This is a genomic window from Serratia sp. KH_031, from assembly GCF_057839655.1.
The window spans coordinates 1,668,425-1,694,545 of the sequence record NZ_CM174496.1; the positions used below are offsets into that span (position 1 = coordinate 1,668,425).

The 26,121-nt window shown below is 49.4% G+C and carries 22 protein-coding genes, 7 tRNA genes and 1 other RNA gene; 11 read left to right on the forward strand and 19 right to left on the reverse strand.

Annotated elements, in window-relative coordinates; genetic code table 11:
• Positions 1 to 48: 48 nt before the first annotated feature.
• From AC3ISQ_RS07370 to AC3ISQ_RS07390, 5 genes are all read right to left on the reverse strand, one after another.
• Positions 49 to 172: non-coding RNA, RtT sRNA (locus tag AC3ISQ_RS07370), on the reverse strand.
• Between the two features lie 46 nt (positions 173 to 218).
• Positions 219 to 294: transfer RNA gene (locus tag AC3ISQ_RS07375), tRNA-Lys, on the reverse strand.
• Between the two features lie 33 nt (positions 295 to 327).
• Positions 328 to 403: transfer RNA gene (locus AC3ISQ_RS07380), tRNA-Val, on the reverse strand.
• A 40-nt stretch (positions 404 to 443) separates the two neighbouring features.
• Positions 444 to 519 (reverse strand) — tRNA-Val (locus tag AC3ISQ_RS07385).
• A gap of 30 nt (positions 520 to 549) precedes the next feature.
• Positions 550 to 625: transfer RNA gene (locus AC3ISQ_RS07390), tRNA-Val, on the reverse strand.
• Between the two features lie 292 nt (positions 626 to 917).
• On the opposite strand from AC3ISQ_RS07390, the gene gltX reads away from it, so the two are divergent.
• The 3 genes from gltX (at position 918) to AC3ISQ_RS07405 (ending at position 2,754) form a co-directional block, all read left to right on the forward strand.
• Entirely contained in the window at positions 918 to 2,333 is a 1,416-nt protein-coding gene (gltX, locus tag AC3ISQ_RS07395; protein ID WP_489351925.1) for a glutamate--tRNA ligase, read from the forward strand.
• Between the two features lie 209 nt (positions 2,334 to 2,542).
• Positions 2,543 to 2,618: transfer RNA gene (locus AC3ISQ_RS07400), tRNA-Ala, on the forward strand.
• Between the two features lie 60 nt (positions 2,619 to 2,678).
• Positions 2,679 to 2,754: transfer RNA gene (locus tag AC3ISQ_RS07405), tRNA-Ala, on the forward strand.
• 184 nt (positions 2,755 to 2,938) lie between these two features.
• Here AC3ISQ_RS07405 and AC3ISQ_RS07410 read toward each other — a convergent pair.
• From AC3ISQ_RS07410 to mgrA, 3 genes are all read right to left on the reverse strand, one after another.
• Positions 2,939 to 4,126 carry a NupC/NupG family nucleoside CNT transporter gene (locus AC3ISQ_RS07410; protein ID WP_489351927.1) on the reverse strand — a complete coding sequence of 396 codons (1,188 nt, stop codon included), beginning with the start codon at positions 4,124 to 4,126 and terminating at the stop codon, positions 2,939 to 2,941.
• Positions 4,127 to 4,474: 348 nt separating this feature from the next.
• Positions 4,475 to 4,861 (reverse strand): DUF2502 domain-containing protein, encoded by a 387-nt coding sequence (locus AC3ISQ_RS07415; RefSeq protein WP_489351929.1) that lies wholly within the window; start codon positions 4,859 to 4,861, stop codon positions 4,475 to 4,477.
• 207 nt (positions 4,862 to 5,068) lie between these two features.
• Positions 5,069 to 6,058 carry an L-glyceraldehyde 3-phosphate reductase gene (mgrA, locus tag AC3ISQ_RS07420; RefSeq protein WP_489351931.1) on the reverse strand — a complete coding sequence of 330 codons (990 nt, stop codon included), beginning with the start codon at positions 6,056 to 6,058 and terminating at the stop codon, positions 5,069 to 5,071.
• A gap of 249 nt (positions 6,059 to 6,307) precedes the next feature.
• Here mgrA and AC3ISQ_RS07425 point away from each other — a divergent pair, with 249 nt between their 5' ends.
• Entirely contained in the window at positions 6,308 to 7,969 is a 1,662-nt protein-coding gene (locus AC3ISQ_RS07425) for an alpha-keto acid decarboxylase family protein (RefSeq protein ID WP_489351933.1), read from the forward strand.
• On the opposite strand, the gene AC3ISQ_RS07430 is transcribed toward AC3ISQ_RS07425, so the two are convergent.
• On the reverse strand, positions 7,945 to 8,835 hold the full coding sequence (locus AC3ISQ_RS07430; protein WP_489351935.1) for a LysR family transcriptional regulator: 891 nt from the start codon (positions 8,833 to 8,835) through the stop codon (positions 7,945 to 7,947). The genes AC3ISQ_RS07425 and AC3ISQ_RS07430 overlap by 25 nt on opposite strands.
• 99 nt (positions 8,836 to 8,934) lie before the next feature.
• Between AC3ISQ_RS07430 and AC3ISQ_RS07435 the strand changes: the two genes are divergently transcribed.
• Complete coding sequence (locus AC3ISQ_RS07435) at positions 8,935 to 9,375, forward strand: multidrug/biocide efflux PACE transporter (protein WP_489351937.1); 441 nt, start codon at positions 8,935 to 8,937, stop codon at positions 9,373 to 9,375.
• Between the two features lie 42 nt (positions 9,376 to 9,417).
• Positions 9,418 to 10,110, forward strand: a complete 693-nt coding sequence (locus AC3ISQ_RS07440; protein WP_489351939.1) for an aspartate/glutamate racemase family protein — start codon at positions 9,418 to 9,420, stop codon at positions 10,108 to 10,110.
• On the opposite strand, the gene AC3ISQ_RS07445 is transcribed toward AC3ISQ_RS07440, so the two are convergent.
• Complete coding sequence (locus AC3ISQ_RS07445; RefSeq protein WP_489351941.1) at positions 10,107 to 11,342, reverse strand: ion channel protein; 1,236 nt, start codon at positions 11,340 to 11,342, stop codon at positions 10,107 to 10,109. The two genes, AC3ISQ_RS07440 and AC3ISQ_RS07445, sit on opposite strands and share 4 nt — an antisense overlap.
• Positions 11,343 to 11,647: 305 nt before the next feature.
• Here AC3ISQ_RS07445 and glk point away from each other — a divergent pair, with 305 nt between their 5' ends.
• Positions 11,648 to 12,610, forward strand: a complete 963-nt coding sequence (gene glk, locus AC3ISQ_RS07450; protein ID WP_489351943.1) for a glucokinase — start codon at positions 11,648 to 11,650, stop codon at positions 12,608 to 12,610.
• A 60-nt stretch (positions 12,611 to 12,670) separates the two neighbouring features.
• Here the strand turns inward: glk and AC3ISQ_RS07455 are convergent, their stop codons facing one another.
• The gene (locus AC3ISQ_RS07455) at positions 12,671 to 13,897 is read right to left on the reverse strand and encodes an L-lactate MFS transporter (RefSeq protein WP_489351945.1); all 1,227 of its coding nucleotides are present in this window, start codon (positions 13,895 to 13,897) and stop codon (positions 12,671 to 12,673) included.
• Between the two features lie 376 nt (positions 13,898 to 14,273).
• On the opposite strand from AC3ISQ_RS07455, the gene AC3ISQ_RS07460 reads away from it, so the two are divergent.
• Positions 14,274 to 14,627, forward strand: coding sequence for a DUF2502 domain-containing protein (locus AC3ISQ_RS07460; RefSeq protein ID WP_489351947.1), 354 nt, complete (start codon positions 14,274 to 14,276; stop codon positions 14,625 to 14,627).
• Here the strand turns inward: AC3ISQ_RS07460 and AC3ISQ_RS07465 are convergent, their stop codons facing one another.
• The 3 genes from AC3ISQ_RS07465 to AC3ISQ_RS07475 form a co-directional block, all read right to left on the reverse strand.
• Positions 14,628 to 15,362 carry a LytR/AlgR family response regulator transcription factor gene (locus AC3ISQ_RS07465; RefSeq protein WP_489351949.1) on the reverse strand — a complete coding sequence of 245 codons (735 nt, stop codon included), beginning with the start codon at positions 15,360 to 15,362 and terminating at the stop codon, positions 14,628 to 14,630.
• A complete protein-coding gene (locus tag AC3ISQ_RS07470) occupies positions 15,359 to 17,041 on the reverse strand; it encodes a LytS/YhcK type 5TM receptor domain-containing protein (RefSeq protein WP_489353172.1) in 1,683 nt (560 codons plus the stop codon). Before AC3ISQ_RS07470 ends, AC3ISQ_RS07465 begins: the two co-directional genes overlap by 4 nt.
• Before the next feature lie 110 nt (positions 17,042 to 17,151).
• On the reverse strand, positions 17,152 to 18,396 hold the full coding sequence (locus tag AC3ISQ_RS07475; protein WP_489351951.1) for a DUF1479 domain-containing protein: 1,245 nt from the start codon (positions 18,394 to 18,396) through the stop codon (positions 17,152 to 17,154).
• A gap of 167 nt (positions 18,397 to 18,563) precedes the next feature.
• On the opposite strand from AC3ISQ_RS07475, the gene AC3ISQ_RS07480 reads away from it, so the two are divergent.
• Entirely contained in the window at positions 18,564 to 19,106 is a 543-nt protein-coding gene (locus tag AC3ISQ_RS07480; protein ID WP_489353174.1) for a GNAT family N-acetyltransferase, read from the forward strand.
• 120 nt (positions 19,107 to 19,226) lie between these two features.
• A complete protein-coding gene (gene alaC / locus AC3ISQ_RS07485) occupies positions 19,227 to 20,438 on the forward strand; it encodes an alanine transaminase (protein ID WP_489351953.1) in 1,212 nt (403 codons plus the stop codon).
• Positions 20,439 to 20,497: 59 nt separating this feature from the next.
• Here the strand turns inward: alaC and ypdK are convergent, their stop codons facing one another.
• The 5 genes from ypdK to ascF all read right to left on the reverse strand — a co-directional run bounded on the left by ypdK (position 20,498) and on the right by ascF (position 24,800).
• Complete coding sequence (gene ypdK, locus AC3ISQ_RS07490; RefSeq protein ID WP_489353176.1) at positions 20,498 to 20,572, reverse strand: membrane protein YpdK; 75 nt, start codon at positions 20,570 to 20,572, stop codon at positions 20,498 to 20,500.
• Positions 20,573 to 21,044: 472 nt separating this feature from the next.
• Positions 21,045 to 21,491 carry a type II toxin-antitoxin system HicB family antitoxin gene (locus tag AC3ISQ_RS07495; RefSeq protein WP_489351955.1) on the reverse strand — a complete coding sequence of 149 codons (447 nt, stop codon included), beginning with the start codon at positions 21,489 to 21,491 and terminating at the stop codon, positions 21,045 to 21,047.
• A gap of 207 nt (positions 21,492 to 21,698) precedes the next feature.
• Positions 21,699 to 21,773, reverse strand: a tRNA-Arg gene (locus AC3ISQ_RS07500).
• Between the two features lie 127 nt (positions 21,774 to 21,900).
• On the reverse strand, positions 21,901 to 23,331 hold the full coding sequence (locus AC3ISQ_RS07505; RefSeq protein ID WP_489351957.1) for a 6-phospho-beta-glucosidase: 1,431 nt from the start codon (positions 23,329 to 23,331) through the stop codon (positions 21,901 to 21,903).
• 14 nt (positions 23,332 to 23,345) lie between these two features.
• Entirely contained in the window at positions 23,346 to 24,800 is a 1,455-nt protein-coding gene (gene ascF, locus AC3ISQ_RS07510; RefSeq protein WP_489351958.1) for a PTS cellobiose/arbutin/salicin transporter subunit IIBC, read from the reverse strand.
• A gap of 241 nt (positions 24,801 to 25,041) precedes the next feature.
• Between ascF and AC3ISQ_RS07515 the strand changes: the two genes are divergently transcribed.
• Entirely contained in the window at positions 25,042 to 26,073 is a 1,032-nt protein-coding gene (locus tag AC3ISQ_RS07515) for a LacI family DNA-binding transcriptional regulator (RefSeq protein WP_489351960.1), read from the forward strand.
• Positions 26,074 to 26,121: the final 48 nt, after the last annotated feature.

A 26,121-nucleotide genomic window follows, 5' to 3' on the forward strand; every position in this document is an offset into this window, starting at 1 on the left:
TAAGGAAAAATAGGGAAAAAGATGGGTAGATAGTGGAGTGATAGTGCGGAGCTATTCGTGCAGGATTGATTCGGCTTCGCCTCACCCTGCGGGCAACGCTGCGCGTTGTCGTCTCGCTTCGCTCGGCTCGAACCTGAACGCAGGTTCTCATCCCGCACGACATCGTGCAGTATGTGATATTTGAAGTTTGGGTATCGGTGCTGAGGTACTTCTAGAAGTGGTGGGTCGTGCAGGATTCGAACCTGCGACCAATTGATTAAAAGTCAACTGCTCTACCAACTGAGCTAACGACCCACTGATTTGATGTGCTATGAAAATCGATTGAAGTGGTGGGTGATGACGGGCTCGAACCGCCGACCCCCTCCGTGTAAAGGAGATGCTCTACCAACTGAGCTAATCACCCACTTCAGGACTTCCAAGCTGCAATGTTATCGGAGAAAGAGTGGTGGGTGATGACGGGCTCGAACCGCCGACCCCCTCCGTGTAAAGGAGATGCTCTACCAACTGAGCTAATCACCCTCATTTCTCTAACTTCATTGCTCAACAAGATGGTGGGCGATGACGGGCTCGAACCGCCGACCCCCTCCGTGTAAAGGAGATGCTCTACCAACTGAGCTAATCGCCCCGTCTTGTTGGAGTCGCATTATAGGGATAGTTGAAAGTGAGTCAACGATTTTTAAAATGATTTCAATCGTTCGCCGCAATTTTAGTCAGGATGAGAATTTTATCATCAATGACGATGATTGTTTGCCCATTTAACTGCGAAACTGGCCGCAATTATCTGGAAATAACCGCAGGCAATACGGCGTCAGCGTTGAGGAATTAGCGCGTAGTGATACAATGACGCCCACTTTATTTCCATTCCAAGCAAAAGTCGGCACAAGCTGACCAGATTTGCGTAATAAGGCAGTGTTCCAATGAAAATCAAAACCCGTTTTGCACCAAGCCCAACTGGCTACCTGCATGTCGGCGGTGCGCGTACCGCGTTGTATTCCTGGTTGTTCAGCCGTCACGCTGGCGGTGAGTTCGTGTTGCGTATCGAAGATACCGATCTGGAACGCTCAACTCAGGGTGCGATCGACGCCATTATGGATGGCATGAACTGGTTGAATTTGAATTGGGATGAGGGCCCGTATTATCAAACCAAACGTTTCGATCGCTATAACGCGGTGATTAGCGAAATGTTAGAGCAGGGCACCGCTTATCGTTGCTACTGCTCAAAACAGCGTTTGGACGATCTGCGCGATCAACAGAAGGCGAATGGCGAAAAAATGCGTTACGACGGTCATTGCCGTAACAGCCAATGCAGCCACACTGCCGATGAGCCGCACGTGGTGCGTTTTAGTAACCCACAAGAAGGTTCAGTGATCTTCAACGATCAGATTCGTGGACCGATCGAGTTTAGCAACCAAGAACTGGACGATCTGATTATCCGTCGTACCGATGGTTCTCCGACTTATAACTTCTGCGTAGTCATTGATGACTGGGATATGGAAATCACTCACGTTATTCGTGGTGAAGACCATATCAACAACACGCCACGTCAAATCAACATCCTGAAAGCGCTGGGTGCTCCAGTGCCAGAATATGCGCACGTGTCGATGATTCTGGGGGATGACGGTCAAAAACTGTCTAAACGCCATGGTGCAGTTGGTGTGATGCAGTATCGTGATGATGGTTATCTGCCACAGGCATTGCTGAACTATCTGGTGCGTTTGGGGTGGTCTCATGGCGATCAGGAAATTTTCTCTATTGAAGAGATGATTCAGTTCTTTGCGTTGGATGCGGTCAGCAAGTCTGCCAGTGCGTTCAATACCGAGAAGTTGCAATGGTTGAACCATCATTACATCAACCATATGCCAGCAGAAGAAGTGGCGGTGTACTTGGCATGGCACGTTGAACAGCAAGGGATTGAAACCCGCAACGGCCCTGAACTGAAAGATATCGTCAAATTGCTGGGCGAGCGTTGCAAAACCCTGAAAGAAATGGCGGAGTCTTGCCACTACTTCTATCAGGATTTCAGCGAGTTTGATGCCGATGCTGCGAAGAAACACCTGCGTCCGGTTGCGCGCCAGCCGCTGGAAGCAGTTCGTGCCAAATTGGCGGCGATTACTAGCTGGACGCCAGAAAACGTGCACGACGCCATTCAGGGCACCGCAGATGAGCTGAGTGTGGGGATGGGTAAAGTCGGTATGCCATTGCGTGTCGCCGTGACTGGCGCAGGTCAATCGCCGGGTATGGACGTTACCGTGCACGCTATCGGGCAAGCTCGCTCCCTGAAGCGTATCGATCAGGCGCTGGCTTATATTGCTGAGCGTGAAGCGCAAGCATAATAACTGGCCTGAATGAATAAAACCCTGCAGAGTGATTCGTGGGGTTTTTTTATGATCTAACTTCACTGTTATTGTCGGTTTTTTAGTATTAAACACCCTGATCTGACGGCTTTTTCAGCGCTTGATCGAGTTATTCGATTTAGCCGTTGACAGGATTTCCTGGGTTTCATATTATGCGCCCCGTTCACAGCACAAAGTGATTGTGATATGGGGCTATAGCTCAGCTGGGAGAGCGCTTGCATGGCATGCAAGAGGTCGACGGTTCGATCCCGTCTAGCTCCACCAATCTTTATCTCAGAAAGGTTGGTTTTACCGTAACGCCGGTTAATGCGTACCACATTTTGTGGGGCTATAGCTCAGCTGGGAGAGCGCTTGCATGGCATGCAAGAGGTCGACGGTTCGATCCCGTCTAGCTCCACCATCATTTAAGAAGCCGACCTTAGTGTCGGCTTTTTGCTATTCATTTTTCATTAAGCATCCATCTGAACTTATTACGTTAATCATGCTAACCAGCAATTGGACGCTGCACTAACCAGCAATTAGACGCTGGCTTGCGGCAACAAAAAAGGCCGCCGAAGCGACCTTTCATCATGTTTTATAACCGATTAACCCAATACCAGCCCTGCGATAGACGCAGACAAGATGCTGACGAGGGTAGAGCCGTAAACCAGTTTCAGACCGAAGCGTGAAACCACGTTACCTTGATGTTCGTTCAACCCTTTGATAGCACCGGCTACGATACCGATGGAAGAGAAGTTAGCGAAGGACACCAAGAATACGGACAGAATACCCAGGCTACGTGGTGAGAGTTCGGTAGCAATTTTCTGTACTTCCATCATTGCCACGAATTCGTTGGAAACCAGTTTGGTTGCCATGATACTGCCCACCTGCAACGCTTCGTTCTGAGGAATCCCCATAATCCAAGCGAATGGATAGAACACGTAGCCGAGCATTTCTTGGAAGCTCATACCGAATACGGCGCTGAACAGGCCATTCAAGGCGGCGATCAAAGCAATGAAACCAATCAGCATAGCCGCAACGATAATCGCCACTTTAAAGCCAGCCAGAATGTATTCACCCAGCATTTCAAAGAAGCTCTGGCCTTCGTGCAGATTGCCCAGATGCAGTTCTTCTTCTTTACTGGTGTCGTAAGGGTTGACCAGCGACAGCACGATAAAGGTGCTGAACATATTCAGAACCAGGGCTGCCACGACAAACTTGGCATCCAGCATGGTCATGTAAGCACCGACGATCGACATTGAAACGGTCGACATCGCGGTAGCGGCCATGGTGTACATGCGTTTTTCTGACATCTTGCCAAGGGTATCTTTATAGGCAATGAAGTTTTCAGACTGACCGAGGATCAGGGAGCTGATGGCGTTAAACGATTCCAGCTTGCCCATACCGTTCACTTTAGACAGAACGGTACCGATGATTTTGATGATAAACGGCAGTACTTTGATGTATTGCAGAATACCGATCAGCGCAGAAATAAAGACGATTGGGCATAGCACTTTCAAGAAGAAGAATGCCAAGCCTTTGTCACCCATGCCCCCGAATACAAAATCCGTCCCTTGAGCGGCGAATCCGAGCAGTTTGTCGAACAAACCGGCGAACCCTTTTACAAAGCCTAAACCTGCTTCCGAGTTCAGGAAGAAATAGGCCAGTAACACTTCAATAACCAACAACTGAATAACATAGCGAATGCGGATGCTTTTGCGATCGCGGCATACCAATAATGCCAAGACCGCAACCACCACTAACGCTAACGCAAAGTGCGCGATATGGGACATGTTTGCTCCAAATATGAGGCAGGCTGAATTTCGGATGTCATTTTATGTAACGGCTCATTTAAAAACGAGACTTCACGTGCAAATATTGAAATTAATCGTCGGGATCATCCCAAAATGTTGCGTTGGCGCAGAAAAAGCAATTCGTTAATAAGTTTAGTGTTTTTGTGGCATTTTTGTTGTTGGCTGAAGCGATTTCATCGACTATTTATCTTCAACTCAAGTGGTATCGGTGGGATAACGGCGATTTTACCTAGGATTTGTCCGTAAGCCGCTTAGGGGATAACTCTTGCGGTATAACAGAGGAGGGGGGGATAAAAAACGAGCCGACGTTATGTCGGCTCAGGGGGATTAATCGTCGTAGTCATCATCATCATCGTGATCATGATGTTTGTGCTTATGTTTGTATTTCTTGTAGTCATGTTTATCGATTTTGCGGTAGCGACCATCATCGTAATAATAGTAGCGACGCCAGTAGTCGTCATCGCGCCAACGGTAGCCATCCCAGTAATAACCCCGGCGATTACGGTCGCCCAAGTCGCGTCCACGATGTCCTTCCCACCAGTCACGATCGCGCCAGTCGTAACCGTCCCAGTAGTTGCCGCGATCGTCTTGATCGCCAATACGTAATGAAACTCCGGGCATCAGATCGATATTGAGGCTATCAGCCTGAGCCTGCTGTGCGACAGGTATCATGGTGGCTGCTAACACAGCAGCCAGTAGCAGAGGTTTAAACATGCTGTCTCCTTGGCTGATACCGAAGTTCGTTCATCGGTATATAAATCAGCCTTATTGTCTTTATCACTTTCTATAACGAGATGTTATCGGTAGTGACAGCATTTGCCTCTGAGTGCCACTCTTAAAAATAAGCGGGATTGATAATTCAGGATTTATCTGAACGGTAGGAGCGCCGCTAAATTTGCGTTAACGGCGATTTGTAATCGATTACACTAAAATCTTGTCGATCAACGTGAGTTCTTCGGTGCTGAAATCTTGCTTCTCCAGCATACCAACAGCATCGTCAATCTGGCTGGTTTTACTGGCACCGATTAATACTGAGGTGACGCGGTGATTGCGTAGCACCCACGCGAGCGCCATTTGCGACAGTTTTTGCCCGCGCTGCTGTGCCAGTTGATTAAGTTGCCGAATTTTGTCCAATTTGCTTTCGGTGAGTTGATCGGGCTGCAAGAATTGGCTACTGCTGGCAATACGAGAATCTTGAGGAATACCCGCTAGATAACGGTCAGTCAGCAACCCTCCCGCTAGCGGGGAGAACGCAATCGAGCCAACGCCGTTTTCTTCTAATGTATCGAGTAACTCAGGTTCAACCCAACGCTCAAATAGCGAATATTTGGGTTGGTGGATCACACAAGGCGTTCCGAGTTGCTGCAAAATGCGAAATGCTTGCTGTGCTCGCTCTGCTGGATAGTTGGAAAGCCCGATGTACAGTGCTTTACCCTGGCGTACCAATAGATCGAGCGCCGCCATGGTTTCTTCTAACGGCGTCTCTGGATCGGGGCGGTGATGATAGAAAATATCGACATAATCCAAACCCATACGACGCAGGCTTTGATTCAGGCTGGCGACCAGATACTTTTTCGAACCCCAGTCACCATAAGGGCCTGGCCACATGGTGTAACCCGCTTTAGAAGAAACAATCAGTTCATCACGGTAAGGCGTTAAATCGCTTTTTAGGATGCGGCCGAAGTTCTCCTCGGCGGAGCCCGGCGGTGGGCCATAGTTATTGGCCAAATCGAAATGGGTAATCCCTAGATCGAAGGCGCGCAGGATCAGGCTACGTGCATTGTCATACAGCGTGGCATCACCAAAGTTATGCCATAAACCCAGTGAGACGGCGGGAAGTTTTAGGCCACTGCGCCCGCAGCGGCGATATTCCATGCTCTGATAACGGCGACTGTTTGCTTGGTAAGACATATCATTCCTTCGCAGCAAATAAGGGAAAACGAATTTCAGTGTATACGTTTTCACTGATGCTGCCAGTGTGCCGGCTCACGTGGTGACGCCTGACATTATTAGTCTGACTTATTAGTTTCGTCATTTGCTTTCCAACAGTGCACAGATGTAACGCAAGGTTTCCAGCGGGTTTTTAATGATAAAGCTCGAAATTTACCCAACTCCACTAATACTTAATACTAATATTCCTACCTTATGCAGGTAATCATCATGAGCAACAATTATACGGTGGCCGACTACCTCCTTGATCGTTTAGCCCAGATTGGTATCCGGCATTTTTTTGGCGTGCCCGGTGATTACAACCTGCAATTCCTTGATCATGTCATCGCTCATAAGGAGATTGCGTGGGTCGGTTGTGCGAATGAACTGAATGCGGCCTATGCTGCTGATGGTTATGCACGTTGTAAACCTGCCGCGGTGTTATTGACGACCTTTGGCGTCGGCGAATTGAGTGCGATTAACGGTATCGCTGGGAGTTATGCCGAGTATTTACCCGTGATCCATGTGGTAGGAACGCCAGCCCTTCGCGCCCAACAGGCAGGGGAATTGTTGCATCACTCTCTTGGCGATGGCGATTTTAGTCATTTCGCACGCATGGCGGCGGAAGTCACGGCGGCACAAGCCGATTTAACCGCCAGTAATGCAGAGGTTGAAATTGACCGCTTGCTGACGATTGCACTGTCGGAACGTCGCCCGGTGTATTTGCGTTTGCCGAGTGATGTGGCAGAAGCACCCTTGGTATCACGCCCTGCACCGTTGATGTTGCCTCAACCGAGTCTTTCAACCGACGCGTTGCAAGCCTTTCTTGCCGCCGCCAAAGAGAAACTACAAGCCGCACATCGCGTTTCTTTACTGGCTGATTTTCTCGCCGAGCGCTTTGCCGCCGATGATGTGTTGAACCAATGGATGGACGAGGTGAATATTCCTCATTCCACTTTATTGTTGGGTAAAGGTGTGTTGGATGAGGGCCACCCTTATTTCACCGGTACGTATTCCGGCGCAGCGAGTGATTCAAGGGTGAAGCAATGGATTGAAAATACTGATGTGGTGATTACCGTAGGCGTTCGCTACATCGATACGATTACCGCCGGTTTCAGCCAAAATATCCCCAGCGAAAAATGTATTGATATACAACCTATTGAAGCGCGGATCGGGCAGCAAACATTCAGCCCGATCCCAATGCGTGAGGCAGTGAAAGGCTTGCACCAGTTAACCTTATCGTTGGCAAAACAATGGCAACAGTCGGTGGTACAACATCCACCGTTACCGGAAGCTCAGGGTTTCGGATTGGGACAAGCCGTCTTTTGGCAGCAAATGCAGGACTTTTTGCAGCCGGGTGATATCGTCATCGCTGACCAAGGGACGGCCTGTTTTGGCGCCGCCGCTTTAACGTTGCCAAAAGGCTGCCAGTTTATTGTGCAATCATTGTGGGGCTCGATCGGTTATACCCTACCGGCGGCCTTTGGCGCACAAACGGCTGAACCGAATCGGCGTGTATTGCTGCTGATTGGTGATGGCGCAGCGCAACTCACCATGCAGGAACTGGGTTCGATGCTGCGTGATGGTTTGCACCCCATCATTTTCTTGCTAAATAATGAAGGATATACCATCGAACGGGCTATCCACGGTGAGGAACAGCGTTATAACGATATTGCTCAATGGAACTGGGCGTTATTACCGCAGGCGTTGGCTGGTAAGCATCAGGTGAAAACCTTGCGTGCCAGTGAACCCGAAGAGTTGCGACAAGCTTTACAAGACGTGGGGAATAGCTCGCAACTGGCGTTTATTGAAGTGGTATTACCGAAAATGGATTTTCCTGAGCTACTCGGCGCGCTGTCGCGGGCGATTCATTCGCGTAATGCCGCCGCCTGAGTGGTGGCATCTTTCAGTAATTTGTCCAATAACCATTGCCCCGCTGGCCCCGGCGGGGTTAATTTTGACCAAACCGCATCGACAGAAACCAATCTTGGCCAGCCGCGAGGTTGCAGCTCAACCAGCTTATTTTGACCATATTGTTGTACTAACCAGTGTGGCAGTTCCGCCCAACCAAATCCTTGCTCCGCCATTTCTAACAGCATTAGATAACTCGGTGCTGACCAAACCAAACCTTGTGGTTTGAGCTCGCGGCGGCCGGTAAAGGTGTTCAAATAAAGCTGACGATTACTGGCGAGGTGCGCCTGAGTCACTTCCGGCATTTTCGCCAGCGGATGCTCCGCAGCAACAAACAGCCCCATTTCGGTTTTTTCCGGTAAACGTGCTACGGCGATGTCCGGCGGGTAGCTGGGCTGTACCGCTACCATTCCTACATGCGCACGGCCAATTTGCAGTAGATCCAACACATCATGATCTTCTGCAATCATGCATTCCAGCTCAATATCTTGATAACGCTGTTCGAAGTGTTTCATCAGGTTGTCGTGATGGGTGGGTTGGTAAGTATCGGAAAAAACGATGGTCAAACAGGGTTCGACATTGTCAGCCAGTCGGATGCTTAAGGCGTCCAACCGTTCACTGGCGGCAAGGATCTCTTCGACGTGGCCTAGCACTTTCCTGCCAGCAGACGTCAGCACCGGATGGCGTGACTGGCGATCAAACAACACAATCCCCAGGTCGGCTTCCAGATTAGCAATGGCGGTGCTGATGGTGGACTGGCTTTTACGTAATTTACGTGCGGCGGCAGAGAACGAACCCAGTGCCGCGGCTTCAACAAATGCCAACAAGGCTTCAGGCGAGTAACGCATGATGTATCTACTTTATCGATGGGATCTAGTTTTAATCTACGCAAAAAATCGATAATAATCACCTCGCTTTCCCAATAAAAGTGAAAAATTAGGTGATTTATGCAACTGCAAAACAAGTCTTTAGTTGAACGTATCGTCCACGCGGTGGGGTTTGAAGCGATTGCCGTGATGATTTGTGCCCCGGTGGGCGCATGGTTATTGAACCGTTCAATGGTTCAAGTCGGTACTTTGGCCATCGCACTGTCTAGCGTAGCGATGTTGTGGAACATTATTTATAACGCGATCTTTGACCGTCTGTGGCCTGTGAGCCGTGTGGAACGTAACGTCAAAGTGCGTAGTTTGCACGCAGTAGGCTTTGAAGCTGGCTTTATTTTGATCGGCGTACCGGTCGCCGCGTGGATTTTGAACATCGATTTTGTACAGGCCTTTATGTTGGAGCTGGGTTTCTTCCTGTTCTTCTTGCCGTACACCCTAGTTTATAACTGGGCATACGACACTTTGCGTCAACGCTGGTTTGCCACGCGCCTCGCGGTGAAATAAGGTAATGTGTCGAAAACAGAGCAGCCAAGCCGGGAGTATAAAATGAAAGTTTTAGGATTGTTAGGCGGAATGAGTTGGGAGTCGACCATCCCTTATTACCGCATGATCAATGAACAGGTGAAGCAACAACTCGGTGGGCTGCATTCGGCTAAAATTGTGCTGTATAGCGTTGATTTCCAAGAAGTGGAACGCTTGCAGCATCAGGGCGATTGGGACGGTGCTGGGCGTTTATTGGCGGCGGCTGCCGTCTCATTAGGTGCCGCAGGCGCTGAAGCAATCGTCATTTGTACCAATACTATGCATAAAGTGGCCGATGTCGTGGAGCAAGCCTGTGGATTGCCGCTAGTGCATATCGCTGACGCCACCGCGTTGCAAGTAAAGCAACAGCAAATAGCGCGAGTGGGCTTACTGGGTACGCGTTTCACCATGGAGCAGGATTTCTACCGCGGGCGTTTGCAAGATAAGTTCGATATTGAGGTGGTAACGCCAGACGAAGGTGATCGTGAAATTGTTCACCGTATCATCTATCAAGAGCTGTGCTTGGGGAAAATTCTGCCAGAATCACGGGAAGAGTACCGACGCATTATCAGTAAGTTGGAACAGCAGGGCGCGAAGGGCATTATTTTTGGCTGCACCGAGATTGGTCTGCTCGTCGGCGCTGAAGACGCGACGGTACCGGTATTCGATACCACCGCAATCCATGCTCGCGCTGCCGCAGATTATGCGCTGAGTTAATCGTTTCGCTTATTCACCATCATCAATGGTTTGCCAGCCAACACTAGCCAGGCTGGCAACATCACGATGCATAAAACCGGCAGTAAATGCAGTTCGGGCACGACGGCAACGGCCATAAACAGGCTGAGCCAACCATCGCGAGTGACGACCAACACCAAGCCCATAATAGCGCAGGACACGGTGATCGCCGCAGGCACCGCTGGGACGTGCTCATGCAACATTAACCCCAGTGCTACACCAATAAACACTGCCGGGAAAATACGCCCGCCGCGGAAGCCACAAGCGGCGGCAATCACCAGTGCGGCGAGTTTGGTCAGGGTGATCACGGTTAATGAGGTGACGGAGAAGCTATCGCTGGTGGCGAGTTGTTTCATCTCATCCAAACCTTTGAACAAGGTAATGTCACCGCCGATCACACCTAAAATGCCAAGAATAAAACCACCCAGCCCTAGCATGAGCACCGGATTTTTGAGTGAGTGGAACCAGCGATGGACTCGCGGGAAGCACCACAATGCCGCCATGCCCAAAACGATAGCAATCAGTGTCACAATCGAGCCGCTAAATACGTCGGTCAAATGAGTGACGTTATAGGCCTCGAGCTTTAAAGTGAAATCTGGCGTGAAGAATACCTGGGTAGTGACCGCGCCAGCAGCGGCGGCCAGTAGCGGTGCGAACAGGCGATCCCACAACGGCACCTCGTTATCACCGCCTAGGGTTTGTGAGAAGATCAACGCGGCGGCAACCGGTGTGCCGAATAACGCGCCAATAGTGCCGGCGGCGGCCAGAATAATCCAATCCATCTGCGGGACTTTAGGCAACAAACGCGAGCCCAGCGCGACGGCTAGCGCAATATTAATGGCAGTGATTGGGTTTTCTGGCCCGAGACTCACGCCGCCCGCCAGGCCCACCATCAACGCTAACCCCAAACCGGGTACTGCAGAAAGCGGCACTGGCATACCAATCAACGATTCAGTCGCGGGATCGGGACCTGCGTGCCCCGGCATGTAACGGATGATCAAACCGACAGCGATACCGGTTAGCGTCAGGATGCTGAGCGTCCACCAAGGGGATTGGGTGCTAATGTTCAATAGTGCCGGAATATTCACCCACAGAATGTTTTGCATCATACTGGCGATCTTCATCAACAGTATCAAAACCAGGCTGGAGGCGGAGCCAATCACGATGGCAGGCAAAGCAAAAGCCAACATAGTATTAGCGCGCGGATGCAACATGCAGGGATCCCTTGTCAATAAGTACCCTGCAAGGCAGGGGGAAAGAGTCAATTACGGCTTATGCTTTTGGTGTGCCAAGCAACGCTAGTGGCGAATGGATAATTTTGCCAACGCATTGTTCCAGTTCATAGCGTTAAACGCGCGTTTTTTTGCCGCAATTTATTTCTAAATTGCCTGCTGAACCGATTTTTTGTGAGCTAGATCGCTATTGAATGGCTGCATTATGGATGGCGATTGTTGTTTTCACGATGGGATTTTACAGTGTGGGCAGTTTTCTATTATTCGATTTCGCGGAGAAAGTTCTGATGACCTATGCCCTCGTGGGTGATGTTGGCGGCACTAATGCTCGCCTGGCGCTGTGCACTGTTGCAACGGGTGAGTTAACCCAAGCGAAAACCTATTCCGGCTTGGAGTTCGACAGTCTGGAGGCGGTAATTCGCCAATATCTGCAAGAGCATTCTATTCAGGTACTGGATGCTTGTATCGCCATTGCTTGTCCTGTCACGGAGGATTGGGTCGCTATGACCAACCATACTTGGGCATTTTCTATTCAGCAAATGAAGGAAAGTCTGGGGCTGAACCATCTGGAAGTGATTAATGATTTCACGGCGGTTTCGATGGCGATCCCGATGTTGGGTGAAAGCGACGTCATTCAATTTGGCGGCGAAGCAGCACAAAAGGACAAACCGATCGCCGTTTATGGCGCAGGTACCGGATTAGGTGTCGCGCATTTGGTGCACGTCAATCGACGCTGGGTGAGCCTGCCGGGTGAAGGTGGCCATGTGGATTTTGCACCGAACAGTGAAGAAGAAGCGATCATTCTGGAAGTGCTACGTGGTGAAGTGGGCCATGTCTCTGCCGAGCGGGTGTTGTCGGGGCCTGGCTTAGTGAACCTGTATCGAGCGATTGTTAAAGCTGATGAGCGTGTGCCGGAAAAATGGGCACCAAAGGACATTACCGAACGTGCATTGGCGGATAGTTGCATCGATTGCCGTCGGGCGTTGTCGTTGTTCTGCGTGATTATGGGGCGCTTTGGTGGCAACTTGGCACTGAACTTAGGGACTTTCGGCGGCGTATATATTGCGGGTGGCATCGTGCCGCGCTTTATGGAGTTTTTCAAAGCCTCGGGTTTCCGGGCGGCTTTTGAAGATAAAGGGCGTTTTAAAGAATATGTACAGCCGATCCCGGTATTTATGATTACCCATGCCCAACCGGGGTTATTGGGCGCTGGCGCTCACTTACGTCAAACCTTGGGCATGCATATTTAAAACCGTTAAATAGAAAAAGGGACGCAACCGGTAGGCTGCGTCCCTTTTCTTTTCAATCAATTAACTGTGTTTTGCCGTCGCCAATACCAGTGGCTCGTTGCTTTCTTCTTCCTGTTCAGCGGAAGCGGGCGCTTTGATGAACAAGGTAATCAGCAGCGACAACGCAGACAGCACACCCATCACGATGAAGGTGGCGTGGAAACCACCGAAGTAGTTGGCGATGAACGAACCGGCCAGCGCACCCAGACCAAAACCTTGATAGATGATGCCGTAGTTTTTGCTGTGGTTTTTCAGACCGAAGAAGTCACCCACAATCGCTGGGAACACGGTGATGTTACCGCCGAAGCAGAAGGCAACCGCGCCGACACAGATGAAGAACAGCGTATGGCTCAAGGTGAAAACGCTCAGAGCGACAATCGCTAATACAGTCACCAACATGGTGAAGCTGATAACGCGCATCCGGCCGACTTTATCTGACAGCGTACCAAGGATGATACGACCAGCAGTGTTGAAGATAGCGACTGCGGAAACGGTGTTCGCTGCGGTGGCGACATCCATTCCTGCCAGTTGAACGCCCATATCCTTCACAATACCAATCAGATACAAACCACTCATACAGGCAGAGAAGAAGATGGCGAACAGCAGATAAGCTTCTTTGGTTGCCAGCATCTGACGAACGCTGAAGTCATTACTCTGTGAACGTTGCGCGGAGCGGGTGGTGATGGCGGGCTCTCTCAATAACAGTGAACCCAGCACGATCAACGCCATCACAATCACACCCCAGTAGAAGAAGGCGGCAGAGACACCAGCATCTGCGATCAGCGCGGCATTAACGTATTTGAACAACAGGCTACCGCTACCGAAGGCACCGACCGAAATCCCTGAAATCAGCCCTTTGTTGGCTGGGAACCATTTGATCAGGTTGGAAAGGGTAGAGATGTAGGCAATACCAACGGCGAAACCGACCACCACACCGGCCAGCAGATAAATCATATCCAGTGAACTAACGTGGGCGCTAGCAATCAGCCCTAAACCCACCAAAACGCCGGAGAACAGTGTCAGGTTGCGGATACCGAAACGTTCCTGCAATTTACCGGCAAACAGTGTCGCGAAGGCGAGGAAGAAGCTGGTGATGGAGAAAGTGGTGGCAACATCACCCAATCCCCAATGGAATTTATCAACCAAGGGTTGGTTGAATAGGCTCCAGGTATAAATGGTGCCTAAACCCATCTGACAGATAATGGTACCGAGAACGATTAAACTGCGATTTGCCGGTTTGGTGTTCATGGCCGGTCTCCTTCCTGTGCGTCTTGCGAAAATTGATGGGGTGAATCTGAAAGCCCCGTGGTATGGGCTTATTATAGGGTTGCTGCCACTGACGCCGCGCAGATTGGGCATGAGTTGCCGTTCAGGAGGAATGAATTGCCATCACAAAGGCGTGAGTTGCCATTTTTCGCCATAAAACACCGTCAAATGCACCGAGTGGCCTGTGATCTACATCAATAATATCAATCATTTATTGTGAATTTAATGTATGTAATTGTGGCGAAATTGTGAAGGATGCGTCTTGGTAGCGTAAATGCGTACTTTTCCTATAGAGAGGCGATCGGCGGAGAACTATCTTATCTGCGATCGGGACGCTTCGTTCTGTGGGAGTCAAAAAATGAAAAAAACACTGTTGTTGTTGAGTCTGTTGTTGGCGCCGCTATTAGCGTTGCCTCTGGTTAGCCATGCTGGGGTATCTCTTAACGTCAGTGTTCCTGGCGTGTCGTTGCAGATTGGTGACCGCGATTATCGTGGCAACTATTGGGACGGTGATCGTTGGCGGGAACCGCGCTGGTGGCGAGATCGCTACCCACGCGGTTACTACTATAGTCCGCCGCCGCGCGTGTATTATGCGCCGCCACCTCGGGTCGTTTATTACGGGCCACCGCCGGGTAGAGGGCATGGACCTCGGTATTATCGTATGCCGCCACCTCCACCGGGCTACTATTATCAACGTGGGCCACGTTGGTGATCATAAACGCATCAGTTTACGGAATTCTTTAACCTTGCTGCGGCTGACCGGCACTTCAAAATCCAGCTCGCTCAGCCGCAGAATATAGGTGTTGTTGAACCAAGGTACGATTTCGCGGATTTTTGCCAGATTTACGCAATAGGAACGATGGCAGCGGAAAAAATGTTCTTCTGGTAAGCGGCTGTAAAACTCACTGATATTCATCGGCATGACAAATTCTTCACGACGGGTATAAACCCGTGTCACTTTCTCATCGGCGGCAGCATAATAAATGTCGTTGATGTCGGTCACGATAATCCGTTCATCTTTCATCAAGTTAATCGTCTGTTGGCCGCGATTGGCCGGAGTGCTGGGTTCTTGCGCACGGGTTAGACGATGGTGCTGTGCCTCCAGTTTTTGCAGCATGGTGACGATGCGTGCCTCGTGATAAGGCTTGAGAATGTAGTCAAAGGCTTCCACTTCGAACGCTTCTACCGCATGTTCTTTATAAGCGGTGATGAAAATGATGGCCGGGCGGTGGGCAAATTTGCTGATGTTCTGTGCCAACAATACGCCATCCAACGAAGGGATATTGATGTCGAGAAAGATGGCATCAACCTGATGGTTTTGCAGGTATTTCAATACATCCAAACCATCTTCAAAAGTAGCTTCGATCTGGATGTTGCTGTGTTTCTTGATCAGATAAGTCAGCTCTTCCTGAGCGAGGAATTCATCCTCAACAATAATGGCTTTCATGACGATTTCTCGACGCTGTTTTCAGGATGCAATTTGCTACCGTTTTTAGTGACGTAAAAGGCAATTTCGGTACCGGGTTCTAAACGGTGGATATGCAACCCTTCACCGTACAGCAGAGTGACGCGGTGATGCACATTCAGCAAACCGATATTGTGGCCGGGCATCTCGTTGCGCGCGACGCGTTCAATCACTTCCTGACTGATACCGTTTCCGGTGTCTTTGACTGAAATTTTCACCCGATCGCCACGATCTTTCACCGCGATAACCACCACGCCTTTGCCTTTACACGGCTGAATGCCGTGCACGATCGCGTTCTCCACCAATGGCTGAATTAACAGGCTGGGTATGCGCACCGCAATGTCATCATCAATGTCGTAAATTACCGTCAGTTTGACACCAAAGCGCGCCTGTTCAATAGCGATATAATCTTGAATTTGGTGTAATTCTTTGCGGATGTCGATCAACTCATCGTTCAGTTCTAAGTTGTAACGCAGGTAGCGCGATAAGTTGATGATCAACTGACGGGCGGTGTCTGGATTAAGACGAATCGACGACGAAATAGCGTTTAGCGCGTTGAACAAGAAGTGCGGGTTAATCTTGCTTTGCAGTGCACGCATCTCGGCTTTGTCGGCCATTTGGCGCAACTGTTCGATACGCGACACTTCCATTTGCGTCGAGATAATCTGCGATAATCCGACCGCCATCACCTTTAACGTATTGGTGATCTGATGGGCGTGGCAATAGTAAATTTTCAGCGCACCCGTGACTTCTCCCTTTTCCCACAGCGGAACCACCAACTGCGAGTGAATTTGCGGTGCGTTCTGGTTCTCCAAATTATTTTTGATGATGATTTTGCCGTGTTGAATACTCTCAAGAGTCACCCGGCTCAAGCCTTCACGCCCCAATGGGTAGAGTTCGGCACCGACGCCAACATAAGCCAAAACATGGTGGGTATCGGTAATTGCCACCGCATCGGCGTGGATGTCCCGACGGATGATGTCGCAAATGGTAGTCAGCGATGCGCTGTTGATATTACGGAAGTAGGGCAGCGTTTTATGGGCAATATCCAGTGCCAGTTTCGCCTGACGTGCGGCGATCACTTCTTTTTCATTCTCAACACTTTGTACCAGCAACACAATCAGACCGATACATACTGTGCCGAGGATCATCGGCAGTGCGATTTGCGAAACAATCTCTATACCCAATGAGGTGGGTTTCGCCAACAGCACAATGAGTAGCATTGTCAGCGTTTCGCACAACATGCCACCAAGAATACCGACCCGCCAGCGATGCTCTTTCTTTACTTTCAGATTGATATAACCCGCGCTGATACCGGCAATAATACTGGTAATCAAACAAGGGATTGAAGTAATGCCATCAATATCAATTAAGTAGCGGTGAACCCCAGCGATCACCCCGGTGATGATACCCACCCAAGGGCCGAATAGGATGCCACCCGCCATAATGGCAATCACCCGCACGTTAACCAGCGAACCTTCGACGTTGATACCAGAATAGGTACTGAAAAGGGCAAACAGTGAGAAAAGTGCGGTCACTATCCCCAACTCGAGTGGGGTGTGATCTTCTTTTTGCAGCAGTTGGCGGAACAATCGTGTGCGGATCAGAAAAAACAGACACATCAACATCAAGGCGGCGCGATCAAACACCGCTAATAGCATTTCGAACGAAGGGTGCACAGTAGCTCTCGCTGCGGCAAATCAATTTCGGAATTATATCACAGAGATGAATAAGCCGTGGTGGCCGGGCGGCGCACCACGGGAAAGGCGTATTACTTGATACCGAGCTGCTGTTTGCCTAATGGCGTCAGAATATCAACGGTGGCGCGGCCTTCAAAATCGACCTCGAAATCGTCTGGGGCAAAATCAGGTGGCGTGCGGCCATCGAGGAAACTTGGCAACTGACGTTGCAGATAAGCGTCGTTTTTCTCGCAACCCGGAGCGGCGGCGATGTACATCACGTTGCTATCGAACTCGCCGTTATGCTCGTTTTCTACCGCGTGGATCAGGTCGCAGTGCCAGAATACGGTGTCGCCAGCTTCTAAATCTGGAATAGGGGAAATCCCACTTAATAAAAGGGGATGCCATTTTTCCGAGACTGACAAAGCGCGCCCCGGTGCGGCGTCACACAAATCATCATCTGCGACATCATCCTGCAATGCACGCAATAACACGTAGGCCATCGCATTGGCGATAGGTATCAGGTTCAGCGTACCGGCGTTGGTGCGCTGCGGTGTCAGCGCTGTCCAGCCTTGGAAAGTACGGAACATCGAACATACCGCTGGCGACGCGATTTCACGGACTTCGGTACGACCGTCGGCGGCAAAAGGATCGTACTGCTGCCAATTGCCAGAAAACACGTGGCGGTAAACGTAGCGGAAATTCTCATCCAACCAACGTTCGATAGTGCCGCTATCGACGTGTGGTGACAGGCCGAGAGAAGAGGAGTTCGGCGGACGGCGACGAGTTCGGTCGGCATAAGTGGTAACACGAGTCGGATCAAAGTGTTGTTTACCGTTACTTTCCGTTTGCCACAGGCTGTTGAGGAACACCTGCACTGCGTGCATTCGAGCGTCTTGGCGTGCTTCCACTTGCGCTTTTGACCAGTAAATACCGTAAATTTGTGGTTTGCTGGAGGCCAGTTTGCCAAAGTAATTATCTTCGGCCGCGCTCTTTAAGCGTTCGACGAAGTTATTACGCTCCAAATAGTCACCGATCTCTTGATTCCACGCTTCTGCTTTCGCGCGTGGGAATACGCCGCGGATGGCACAAGCACCGCGTTGTTTGATCAACGCTTTTTGTTGTTCGCTGACGCGTTGCTGCAAGATATCTTCGGCATCAAGTTGCGGCACCGGGTTTTGACCGTTAGCCAACTCTTGTTGGATTTGCTCAACCTGCTGGCGGATATTGCCTTCCAATGCCAAAAATACCTCACGATAGTTTGGCAGAGCCTGACGTAATTGCTGTTTGACCGTTTTTATTGCTTTTGGAATATCATCAATGACCAATGAAGCCATGGTGTTCTCCTTGTGCCGCCGACGGCAGCAATGAACTTGTAGGGGGCTGGGTGCCAAGTTGTGATTTTGTTGTGTTAACGTTAATGATTATCTGGATTTAATTGAGGAAAATAAAGGGTTATATTTCATTCGAAACTTCCTCTTTTTCGTTTTTCGGAGGCGATATGCTGAGATTGGAAACTGCACGTTTAACTTTGCACTCCATCACGCCAGATGATTGGCCGTTATTTTTGCTTTTGTATCAAGATTCTGAGGTGATTCGCTACATTGCCGATCCGATGGATGAGGCCGAAATTCGAACTCGTTTCGAAGCGCGTTTAGCGCCTTGGAGCAAACATAGTGAGCATTGGCTATGTTTGGTGATGCGGGAGAAATCCAGTGGTGAGGCTATCGGTGTTACTGGTTTTCGCCCGGAATGGCTGCCATTTCAGCAGGCTGAGGTAGGATTTGGCAGTTTACCCCATGCACAAGGCAAAGGTTATGGTAAGGAGTCGTTGCTGGCGGTGCTGGATTTTGCCTTCAATGCCTGCGGGTTTCACAAGCTGAAGGCAACGGTCACTGAGGGGAATTTCCCTTCGCGTGCGTTATTGGAAAGCTGTGGTTTTCAGTTAGAAGGGACTCTGCGCGATAATTATCGACTGGCAGGAAAGTGGCACCACGATTGGCAACTTGGTCTGTTGGCGGCGGAATACCACGTTATGAGTAGGTAAAACATTTGTTATCAGGGGACTCGACAGCCTGATGGCGCTGCGATATGTTCGATATTCGGTCAACAACGTTGACCAGCGTCGCTCGGATGGTCCGGGCGCTAACGTGACTTCGAGGAATCTATGGCTGATAACAGTCCACGCCGCTTTACGCGCATTGAACGTCTTCCCCCTTACGTATTTAACATCACCGCTGAACTGAAGATGGCTGCCCGCCGTCGCGGTGAGGATATTATTGATTTCAGTATGGGCAACCCAGACGGCCCCACGCCACCGCATATTGTTGAAAAACTCTGCACCGTGGCGCAGCGGGAAGACACCCACGGTTACTCGACATCACGCGGTATTCCACGTTTACGCCGTGCTATCTCTCGCTGGTATGCCGATCGCTATCAGGTGGATATTGATCCCGAAAGCGAAGCCATTGTCACCATCGGTTCAAAAGAAGGTTTGGCACACCTGATGCTAGCGACGCTGGATCACGGTGATACTGTGCTGGTGCCGAATCCTAGCTATCCCATTCATATCTATGGCGCTGTCATTGCCGGCGCGCAGGTGCGTTCGGTACCTTTGGTTGAGGGCGGTGATTTCTTTGGTGAGCTGGAGCGCGCCATTCGTGAAACTATTCCACGACCCAAAATGATGATCTTAGGCTTCCCATCTAACCCGACGGCGCAGTGTGTGGAGCTGGATTTCTTCGAGCGAGTGGTCGCGTTGGCGAAACAGTACAACGTGTTGGTGATCCACGATCTGGCCTATGCCGATATTGTCTATGATGGCTGGAAAGCGCCTTCGATCATGCAGGTGCCGGGAGCAAAAGACATTGCGGTGGAGTTCTTCACGTTGTCGAAAAGCTACAACATGGCGGGTTGGCGTATTGGTTTTATGGTCGGTAATCCAGAACTGGTGAACGCCTTAGCGCGGATTAAGAGCTATCACGATTACGGCACTTTTACCCCGTTACAGGTGGCTGCGATTGCTGCTCTGGAAGGCGATCAACAATGCGTGTTGGATATTGCCGAGCAGTATCGCCAACGGCGTAATGTGTTGGTCAAAGGGCTGCATGAGGCCGGTTGGATGGTCGATAACCCGAAGGCTTCGATGTATGTCTGGGCGAAAATCCCTGAGCCTTACGCCCACTTGGGATCGCTAGAGTTTGCTAAGCGCTTGCTGGCAGAAGCGAAAGTCTGTGTCTCGCCGGGGGTGGGGTTCGGAGATTATGGTGATGATCACGTGCGTTTCGCGCTGATCGAAAACCAAGACCGTATTCGCCAAGCGGTGCGGGGGATTAAGGCGATGTTCAGAGCTGATGGTTTGATCAAACCGAGCAAATAGATTAGAAACAACAAAGGAGCGCACTGCGCTCCTTTATCTCATATCTGGTGAGTTTGCGATTAAGCAACCATCAACATGAAAGTACCTACCCATGCAAACAGCATGAATGACACGCCCATCAAAAAATATTTCACTGAACAACTCCCACTTGGAGTTCCTCGCAAGCAATGATCCCGATTGTTGTGCTGAGTATTTGGTGGAAAACCAATGGATTATGGCTGATTCATTCAAGCAATGAGAATAACGCCGTAGGCCACGATTTCCCGGTCGCCGTGCCTCATCGCCCTTACGGGATAAGTCTGAGCCACGACAGGATCGGCGCTAATGTACTCCCAATTCTGTCATGATTTCAATACTGTGGTTTTGATCACGTTTTTGTGTGTTTTTTAAACGACAGTATTTGTTTTTACTGCTTTTTAATAATCACACAAATCGATGGTTAACTGAACAGCGTCACAACACCGCTGATGGCTAATAGCCAAAATGCGGTGCAGAACAAGGTAACCTCCACACTTTACAGTAACTCCATGATTTTATTTGAGAACCCGTAGGAGTCAGAGTGTTATTGGCCTCTAGGCCTACTCTTCGCGCGGGATGGTAGATAAATTAGTTTTTAACATGAGAGATCTTCTCAACTGAAGTCCGAACTTCATAACCCAATAGATATAGCGCTTGTTCTAAAGCCTCGACCTTGGAGGCATACGCAATATCTAACAAACGATCGAGCTGTGCGCCGTTGAAACCTAGCTTACGTGCTAACTCCGCCTTTGAGGTTTCGTTAGCCAACATGATGTTGTGTAATGCCATTTTCAGCGTAACCAACACGGGTACATGAACTGCCAGCTCATCCGTTTGCAATGCAGAAGGAGCAGGTATTGTCCGGCCTTCTGTCATTTCATTGGTAATAGCTAATAACAGGCTGTCTTGGGCCTCCAGTTCGACATCCTCACGGCTGTAACAAGCCGCTTGCTGTTCAGGAAAATCACGAAAGGTAATCTGCCAAGAGTCGCTGTCATTATCGAAACAGTAACTGGCGGGGTAGTGGCTATGCATTGTTTTTCCTATTGGCTATTTTATTGTAGGTATTCTGCGACTTAGCGGTCTTAACTTGCCTCGCTGAAAGTGCCATTATTTGGATACCCCAGATACTACCCCCAGATTGATGTTTATTTCCATTTAATTCGGTTTACTTCGAATGACGTGGGGCATTGATTTTGAAGGGTTTTTGTTTACGTGGGTTGATGCTGGTTTATGTCGTTGTGGTGTCCCCGACTGGAATCGAACCAGTAACTAGCCCTTAGGAGGGGCTTGTTATATCCGTTTAACTACGGGGACATCGGGGCATTATACCTTTTTTTACTCGCAGAATAAGCGCTTAGCGGTGCGTTTGGTTAATCCCTCACCAATTGCAGTGAATTTTATGATTTGCGGTGTTTGCCGTTGCGCTACAACAACAAAACCTTCATTCCAAATCGGCGCCATTGCTGGCTATCACTTTCTGATACCAATAGAACGATTTCTTACGTGTTCTGGCGAGGGAACCCTTCCCTTGATCATCACGATCCACGTAAACAAAACCATAGCGTTTACTCATTTCACCGGTCGAGGCAGAAACCAGATCGATGCAACCCCAAGAGGTGTAGCCGATGACGGGAATTCCATCATCAATGGCTTCCGCCATTGCTTTGATGTGTTCACGCAAATAGCTGATGCGATATTCGTCGTCGATTTCACCCTGTACGTTGATTTCATCTTTGGCACCGAGTCCGTTTTCCACCAAAAAGAGGGGTTTCTGGTAGCGGTCGTACATCATATTCATGGTGATACGCAGACCTAACGGATCGATTCCCCAACCCCATTCGCTGGCTTGAATATAAGGATTTTTCAGTGATTTAACGACATTCGCTGCACTGCTGTTGCGTTCATTCATCTCCGCAGAGGCACAGCGGGAGGCATAATAGCTAAATGAAACAAAATCGACGGTGTGTTTGAGGATTTCACTGTCACCCGGTTCGATTACCACGCTAATGCCTTTCTCACGGAATAGGCGTTGGGTGTAGGCGGGGTAGGCACCACGTGCCTGTATGTCGATAAAGAACAGGTTTTCACGATCTTTCTCTAGCGCCGCCCATATGTCTTCCGGCTTGCAAGTCTGCGGATAGAAGTTGCCACCAGCCAACATGCAACCCACCTGATTGTTAGGATTGATTTCATGGGCAATTTGGGTTGCCATTGCACTAGCCAGTAGTTCGTGGTGTGCCGCCTGATATTTTATCTGTTCCGGGTTATCGTCTGGTTCAAATACCAATCCCGCACCAGAGAATGGGCTGTGCAATAGAATGTTGATTTCATTGAACGTTAACCAATACTTCACCAATCCATCAAAGGCTTCGAAACAAGTACGTGCATAACGAGTAAAAAACTCCAACATCTTACGATTGCGCCATGAGCCATATTCTTTGACCAGATGCATCGGTACATCAAAGTGACATAACGTGACTAGCGGTTCAATATTGTGTTTTTTGCATTCATTAAACAGGTCGCGATAAAAGGCAATGCCTTCGGCATTTGGTGTGAGTTCGTCACCGTTTGGATAAATACGGCTCCAGGCGATGGAAGTACGAAATACGGTGAACCCCATCTCCGCCATCAGTGCAATATCGTCTTTATAACAGTGATAGAAATCAATGCCTTGATGGCTGGGGTAAAATTCATCTTCGCGTAGTGCAAAACGTTTCTGTTGTCCCAATTTCACCGCCAAACGGTCTTTGCCGTGAGGGATCATATCAACGGTGCTCAAACCCTTTCCCCTTTCGAGATAAGCCCCTTCGGCCTGATTAGCTGCGAGTGCACCACCCCATAAAAAGTCGGCGGGGAAAGTTGATGCTGACATAAGATTCCTCTTCATCATGAGTTTGTTTTTACCATGGGTTGTCCCGGAAGTGCGACGGCAGACTCGTTGTTTTCAGTGGGTTCAACGGGGATGTCCTCGAACCCTAACAGCAACGTTAGGATGAACGACAGTACGACGGCTAGGATCATCACACCAAATACCCAAACGATGGTCATCGGGTTAGTGGGATCAAAAAACTGAACACTGGTGAACAAACCCGGTGATGCCATGGAGTGGCTTGCTAATCCAGCAATACCCGCAACGCCGCCACAGACAAAACCACTGATTAAGGCCGCGATCAGGGGGCGTTTCAAACGTATTGCTACCCCGTATAGCGCGGGCTCGGAGATCCCGGCAACGATCGCGGATGCGGCAGCGGCCAATGCAGTTTGGCGTAACTCAGGGTTTTTAGTGCGCCAAGCGACGGCCAATGATGATCCGCCTAACGAAAGGTTGGCACCAATCTCAGAGGGCATGACCATGCCTTCTTTGCCGGTTTCAGCGATGGTTTGAATGATGGTGGGTGTGAACACACGATGCATGCCGGTCATCACCAGCAATGGCCACAATGCCCCCATGATGGCAACGGAGAGCCAACCTAAGTAACCATGAATGGTGTAGACCAAAGCAGAAATACCATTACCGATCCAAATGCCTAATGGACCAATGAGTACGATGGCGATCGGCGCGGAAATTAGCACAATCAGCATCGGCTTAAGGAAGTTCTTGGTAACCGCAGGGGTGATGCGATCGACCCATTTTTCGATGTACGAGAGTAGCCAAGTCATACATAACGCCGGGATCACGGTGTAAGTGTATTTCACCGCGGTCACGGACATGCCCATAAACTCAACCGACTGCCCTTGAGCCGCTTTGGCCATTAAGTCGATAAAGTTGGGGTGGATCAATACCCCAGCAATGGCAATGGCCAGCGACATATTGGTTTTAAATTTTACTGCGGCAGAAGCGGCTACCATCACTGGCAGGAAGAAGAAGGCACCGTCACCAATAGCGTTGAGGATGATTAGCGTCGAGGAGCCTTTCTCAAATACCCCAGTCATGTTGAGGATCATCGCCAGCAACTTCACCATTGAACCGCCGATAATCGCAGGAATAAGCGGTGACATGGTGCCGATCAAGGCGTCCAAGATCCCGGCGCCGATGCGTTTTAAGGTGATTTTGCCTTTCACCGGTTTTTCGGATGGCGCAGCCAGTCCTTCTGGCAATAGTTTTTGCACCTCGGCGTAGGCCTGAGACACCGTATTACCGATGATTACCTGACATTGTTGATCGTTACGTACCACACCCAAGACGCCACTAATCGCTTTCAAGCTCGTGGTATCAACGAGGTTGTCATCGTTGAGTACGAAGCGTAAGCGCGTCATGCAGTGTGTGACAGCAACAATGTTACCTGCACCGCCGATGGCATCGACTATCGACCTTGATACTGCCGCATAATTTTTTGACATGAGTAACCATTCTCTCGTAATGACATACGCTGATATTGATAGGTAACCGGTTCCACATTAGGTTGGTGGTATATTGTTTTTATTTCAATTGAAATTATTTTATTGTTTTGTTTTTGTGATTCTGATCGCTATGGCGGAGTTGGTTCCTGTGATGGAATGGGATTAACCGATATCGCTACTCTTATTCTTCGGTCGGCTGTGTGTAGAATAGGTGCCATTGACCCATAATCAGGAAATTCCGATGTCGACAATGCTAGAAGTGGCAAGGAAGGTGGGCGTTTCGAAAGCCACGGTTTCACGAGTGCTGTCCGGTAAAGGGTACGTTAGTGAAGCGACCAAAGAGCAGGTGTTTAAGGCAATTGAAGAGGTAGGTTATCGGCCTAATTTACTGGCGCGTAACTTGGCTTCCAGTACATCACAGTGTATTGGTCTGGTCGTCACGAACACTTTATATAACGGTAGTTATTTCAGTGAGATACTGTCACAAGCGGCGAAAAAACTGGAAGGTAATGATCGTCAGCTTATTTTGGTCGACGGTAAACACAGTGCTGAAGAAGAACAACAAGCCATCCAGTTTTTACTCGATTTACGTTGTGACGCCATTATTATCTATCCGCGCTTTTTAAGCGTGGATGCGATAGATCTTATTATTGAGCAACATAAGCAACCTATTATGGTGGTGAACCGGAAATTAAGAAAACATCAAAGCCACTGTATTTTTTGCGATCATAAAGGTTCCAGTTTTAACGCGACAAAGCATCTGATTGAGCGTGGTCATCGTGATATTGCTTTTATTACCGGTTCTATGGATTCGCCTACGGCAATCGAGCGTTTATCGGGTTATAAGGATGCCTTGAGTACACATGATATTGCACTGCGTGATGAGTTGATTGTTCAGGGAAAATGGACGCCAGCGAGCGGAGTAGCTGGTGTTGACAGCTTATTAAATCAAAACGTCTCTTTTAGTGCGATATTAGCGAGTAACGATGACATGGCTATTGGCGCAATAAAAAGACTCAACGAGGTGGGTATTTCAGTTCCTCATCAGGTATCCGTTATTGGTTTTGATAATATTCCTACTGCACCTTATTTAACACCTGCGTTGTCGAGCGTTAAAGATCCCATCAGCGATATGATTAATGAAGTGATCAATCGGTTAATCTCTATGTTAGATGGTGGGTATTTATCGAAAGAAAATATATTTACCTCGGAGCTACTGGTGAGAGACTCTGTGGGCGATGGACCTTTTTTGAATCTGACTCAGTCCAAATAGTCACTTTCGTGGCGGAGCGGGGCGGAAAAATACGACGGTCTATAGTGT

Bases quoted from the DNA above. Each gene is read 5' to 3' on its own strand.
- ascF (WP_489351958.1), bottom strand. From the start codon at position 24,800: ATGTCAAAAAATTATGCGGCAGTATCAAGGTCGATAGTCGATGCCATC.
- AC3ISQ_RS07430 (WP_489351935.1), bottom strand. From the start codon at position 8,835: ATGCGTTACTCGCCTGAAGCCTTGTTGGCATTTGTTGAAGCCGCGGCA.
- AC3ISQ_RS07410 (WP_489351927.1), bottom strand. From the start codon at position 4,126: ATGTCCCATATCGCGCACTTTGCGTTAGCGTTAGTGGTGGTTGCGGTC.
- AC3ISQ_RS07455 (WP_489351945.1), bottom strand. From the start codon at position 13,897: ATGAACACCAAACCGGCAAATCGCAGTTTAATCGTTCTCGGTACCATT.
- AC3ISQ_RS07435 (WP_489351937.1), top strand. From the start codon at position 8,935: ATGCAACTGCAAAACAAGTCTTTAGTTGAACGTATCGTCCACGCGGTG.
- AC3ISQ_RS07415 (WP_489351929.1), bottom strand. From the start codon at position 4,861: ATGTTTAAACCTCTGCTACTGGCTGCTGTGTTAGCAGCCACCATGATA.
- AC3ISQ_RS07465 (WP_489351949.1), bottom strand. From the start codon at position 15,362: ATGAAAGCCATTATTGTTGAGGATGAATTCCTCGCTCAGGAAGAGCTG.
- AC3ISQ_RS07460 (WP_489351947.1), top strand. From the start codon at position 14,274: ATGAAAAAAACACTGTTGTTGTTGAGTCTGTTGTTGGCGCCGCTATTA.
- glk (WP_489351943.1), top strand. From the start codon at position 11,648: ATGACCTATGCCCTCGTGGGTGATGTTGGCGGCACTAATGCTCGCCTG.
- AC3ISQ_RS07495 (WP_489351955.1), bottom strand. From the start codon at position 21,491: ATGCATAGCCACTACCCCGCCAGTTACTGTTTCGATAATGACAGCGAC.
- AC3ISQ_RS07425 (WP_489351933.1), top strand. From the start codon at position 6,308: ATGAGCAACAATTATACGGTGGCCGACTACCTCCTTGATCGTTTAGCC.
- AC3ISQ_RS07505 (WP_489351957.1), bottom strand. From the start codon at position 23,331: ATGTCAGCATCAACTTTCCCCGCCGACTTTTTATGGGGTGGTGCACTC.
- alaC (WP_489351953.1), top strand. From the start codon at position 19,227: ATGGCTGATAACAGTCCACGCCGCTTTACGCGCATTGAACGTCTTCCC.
- gltX (WP_489351925.1), top strand. From the start codon at position 918: ATGAAAATCAAAACCCGTTTTGCACCAAGCCCAACTGGCTACCTGCAT.
- AC3ISQ_RS07470 (WP_489353172.1), bottom strand. From the start codon at position 17,041: ATGCTATTAGCGGTGTTTGATCGCGCCGCCTTGATGTTGATGTGTCTG.
- AC3ISQ_RS07515 (WP_489351960.1), top strand. From the start codon at position 25,042: ATGTCGACAATGCTAGAAGTGGCAAGGAAGGTGGGCGTTTCGAAAGCC.
- AC3ISQ_RS07445 (WP_489351941.1), bottom strand. From the start codon at position 11,342: ATGTTGCATCCGCGCGCTAATACTATGTTGGCTTTTGCTTTGCCTGCC.
- AC3ISQ_RS07440 (WP_489351939.1), top strand. From the start codon at position 9,418: ATGAAAGTTTTAGGATTGTTAGGCGGAATGAGTTGGGAGTCGACCATC.
- mgrA (WP_489351931.1), bottom strand. From the start codon at position 6,058: ATGTCTTACCAAGCAAACAGTCGCCGTTATCAGAGCATGGAATATCGC.
- AC3ISQ_RS07475 (WP_489351951.1), bottom strand. From the start codon at position 18,396: ATGGCTTCATTGGTCATTGATGATATTCCAAAAGCAATAAAAACGGTC.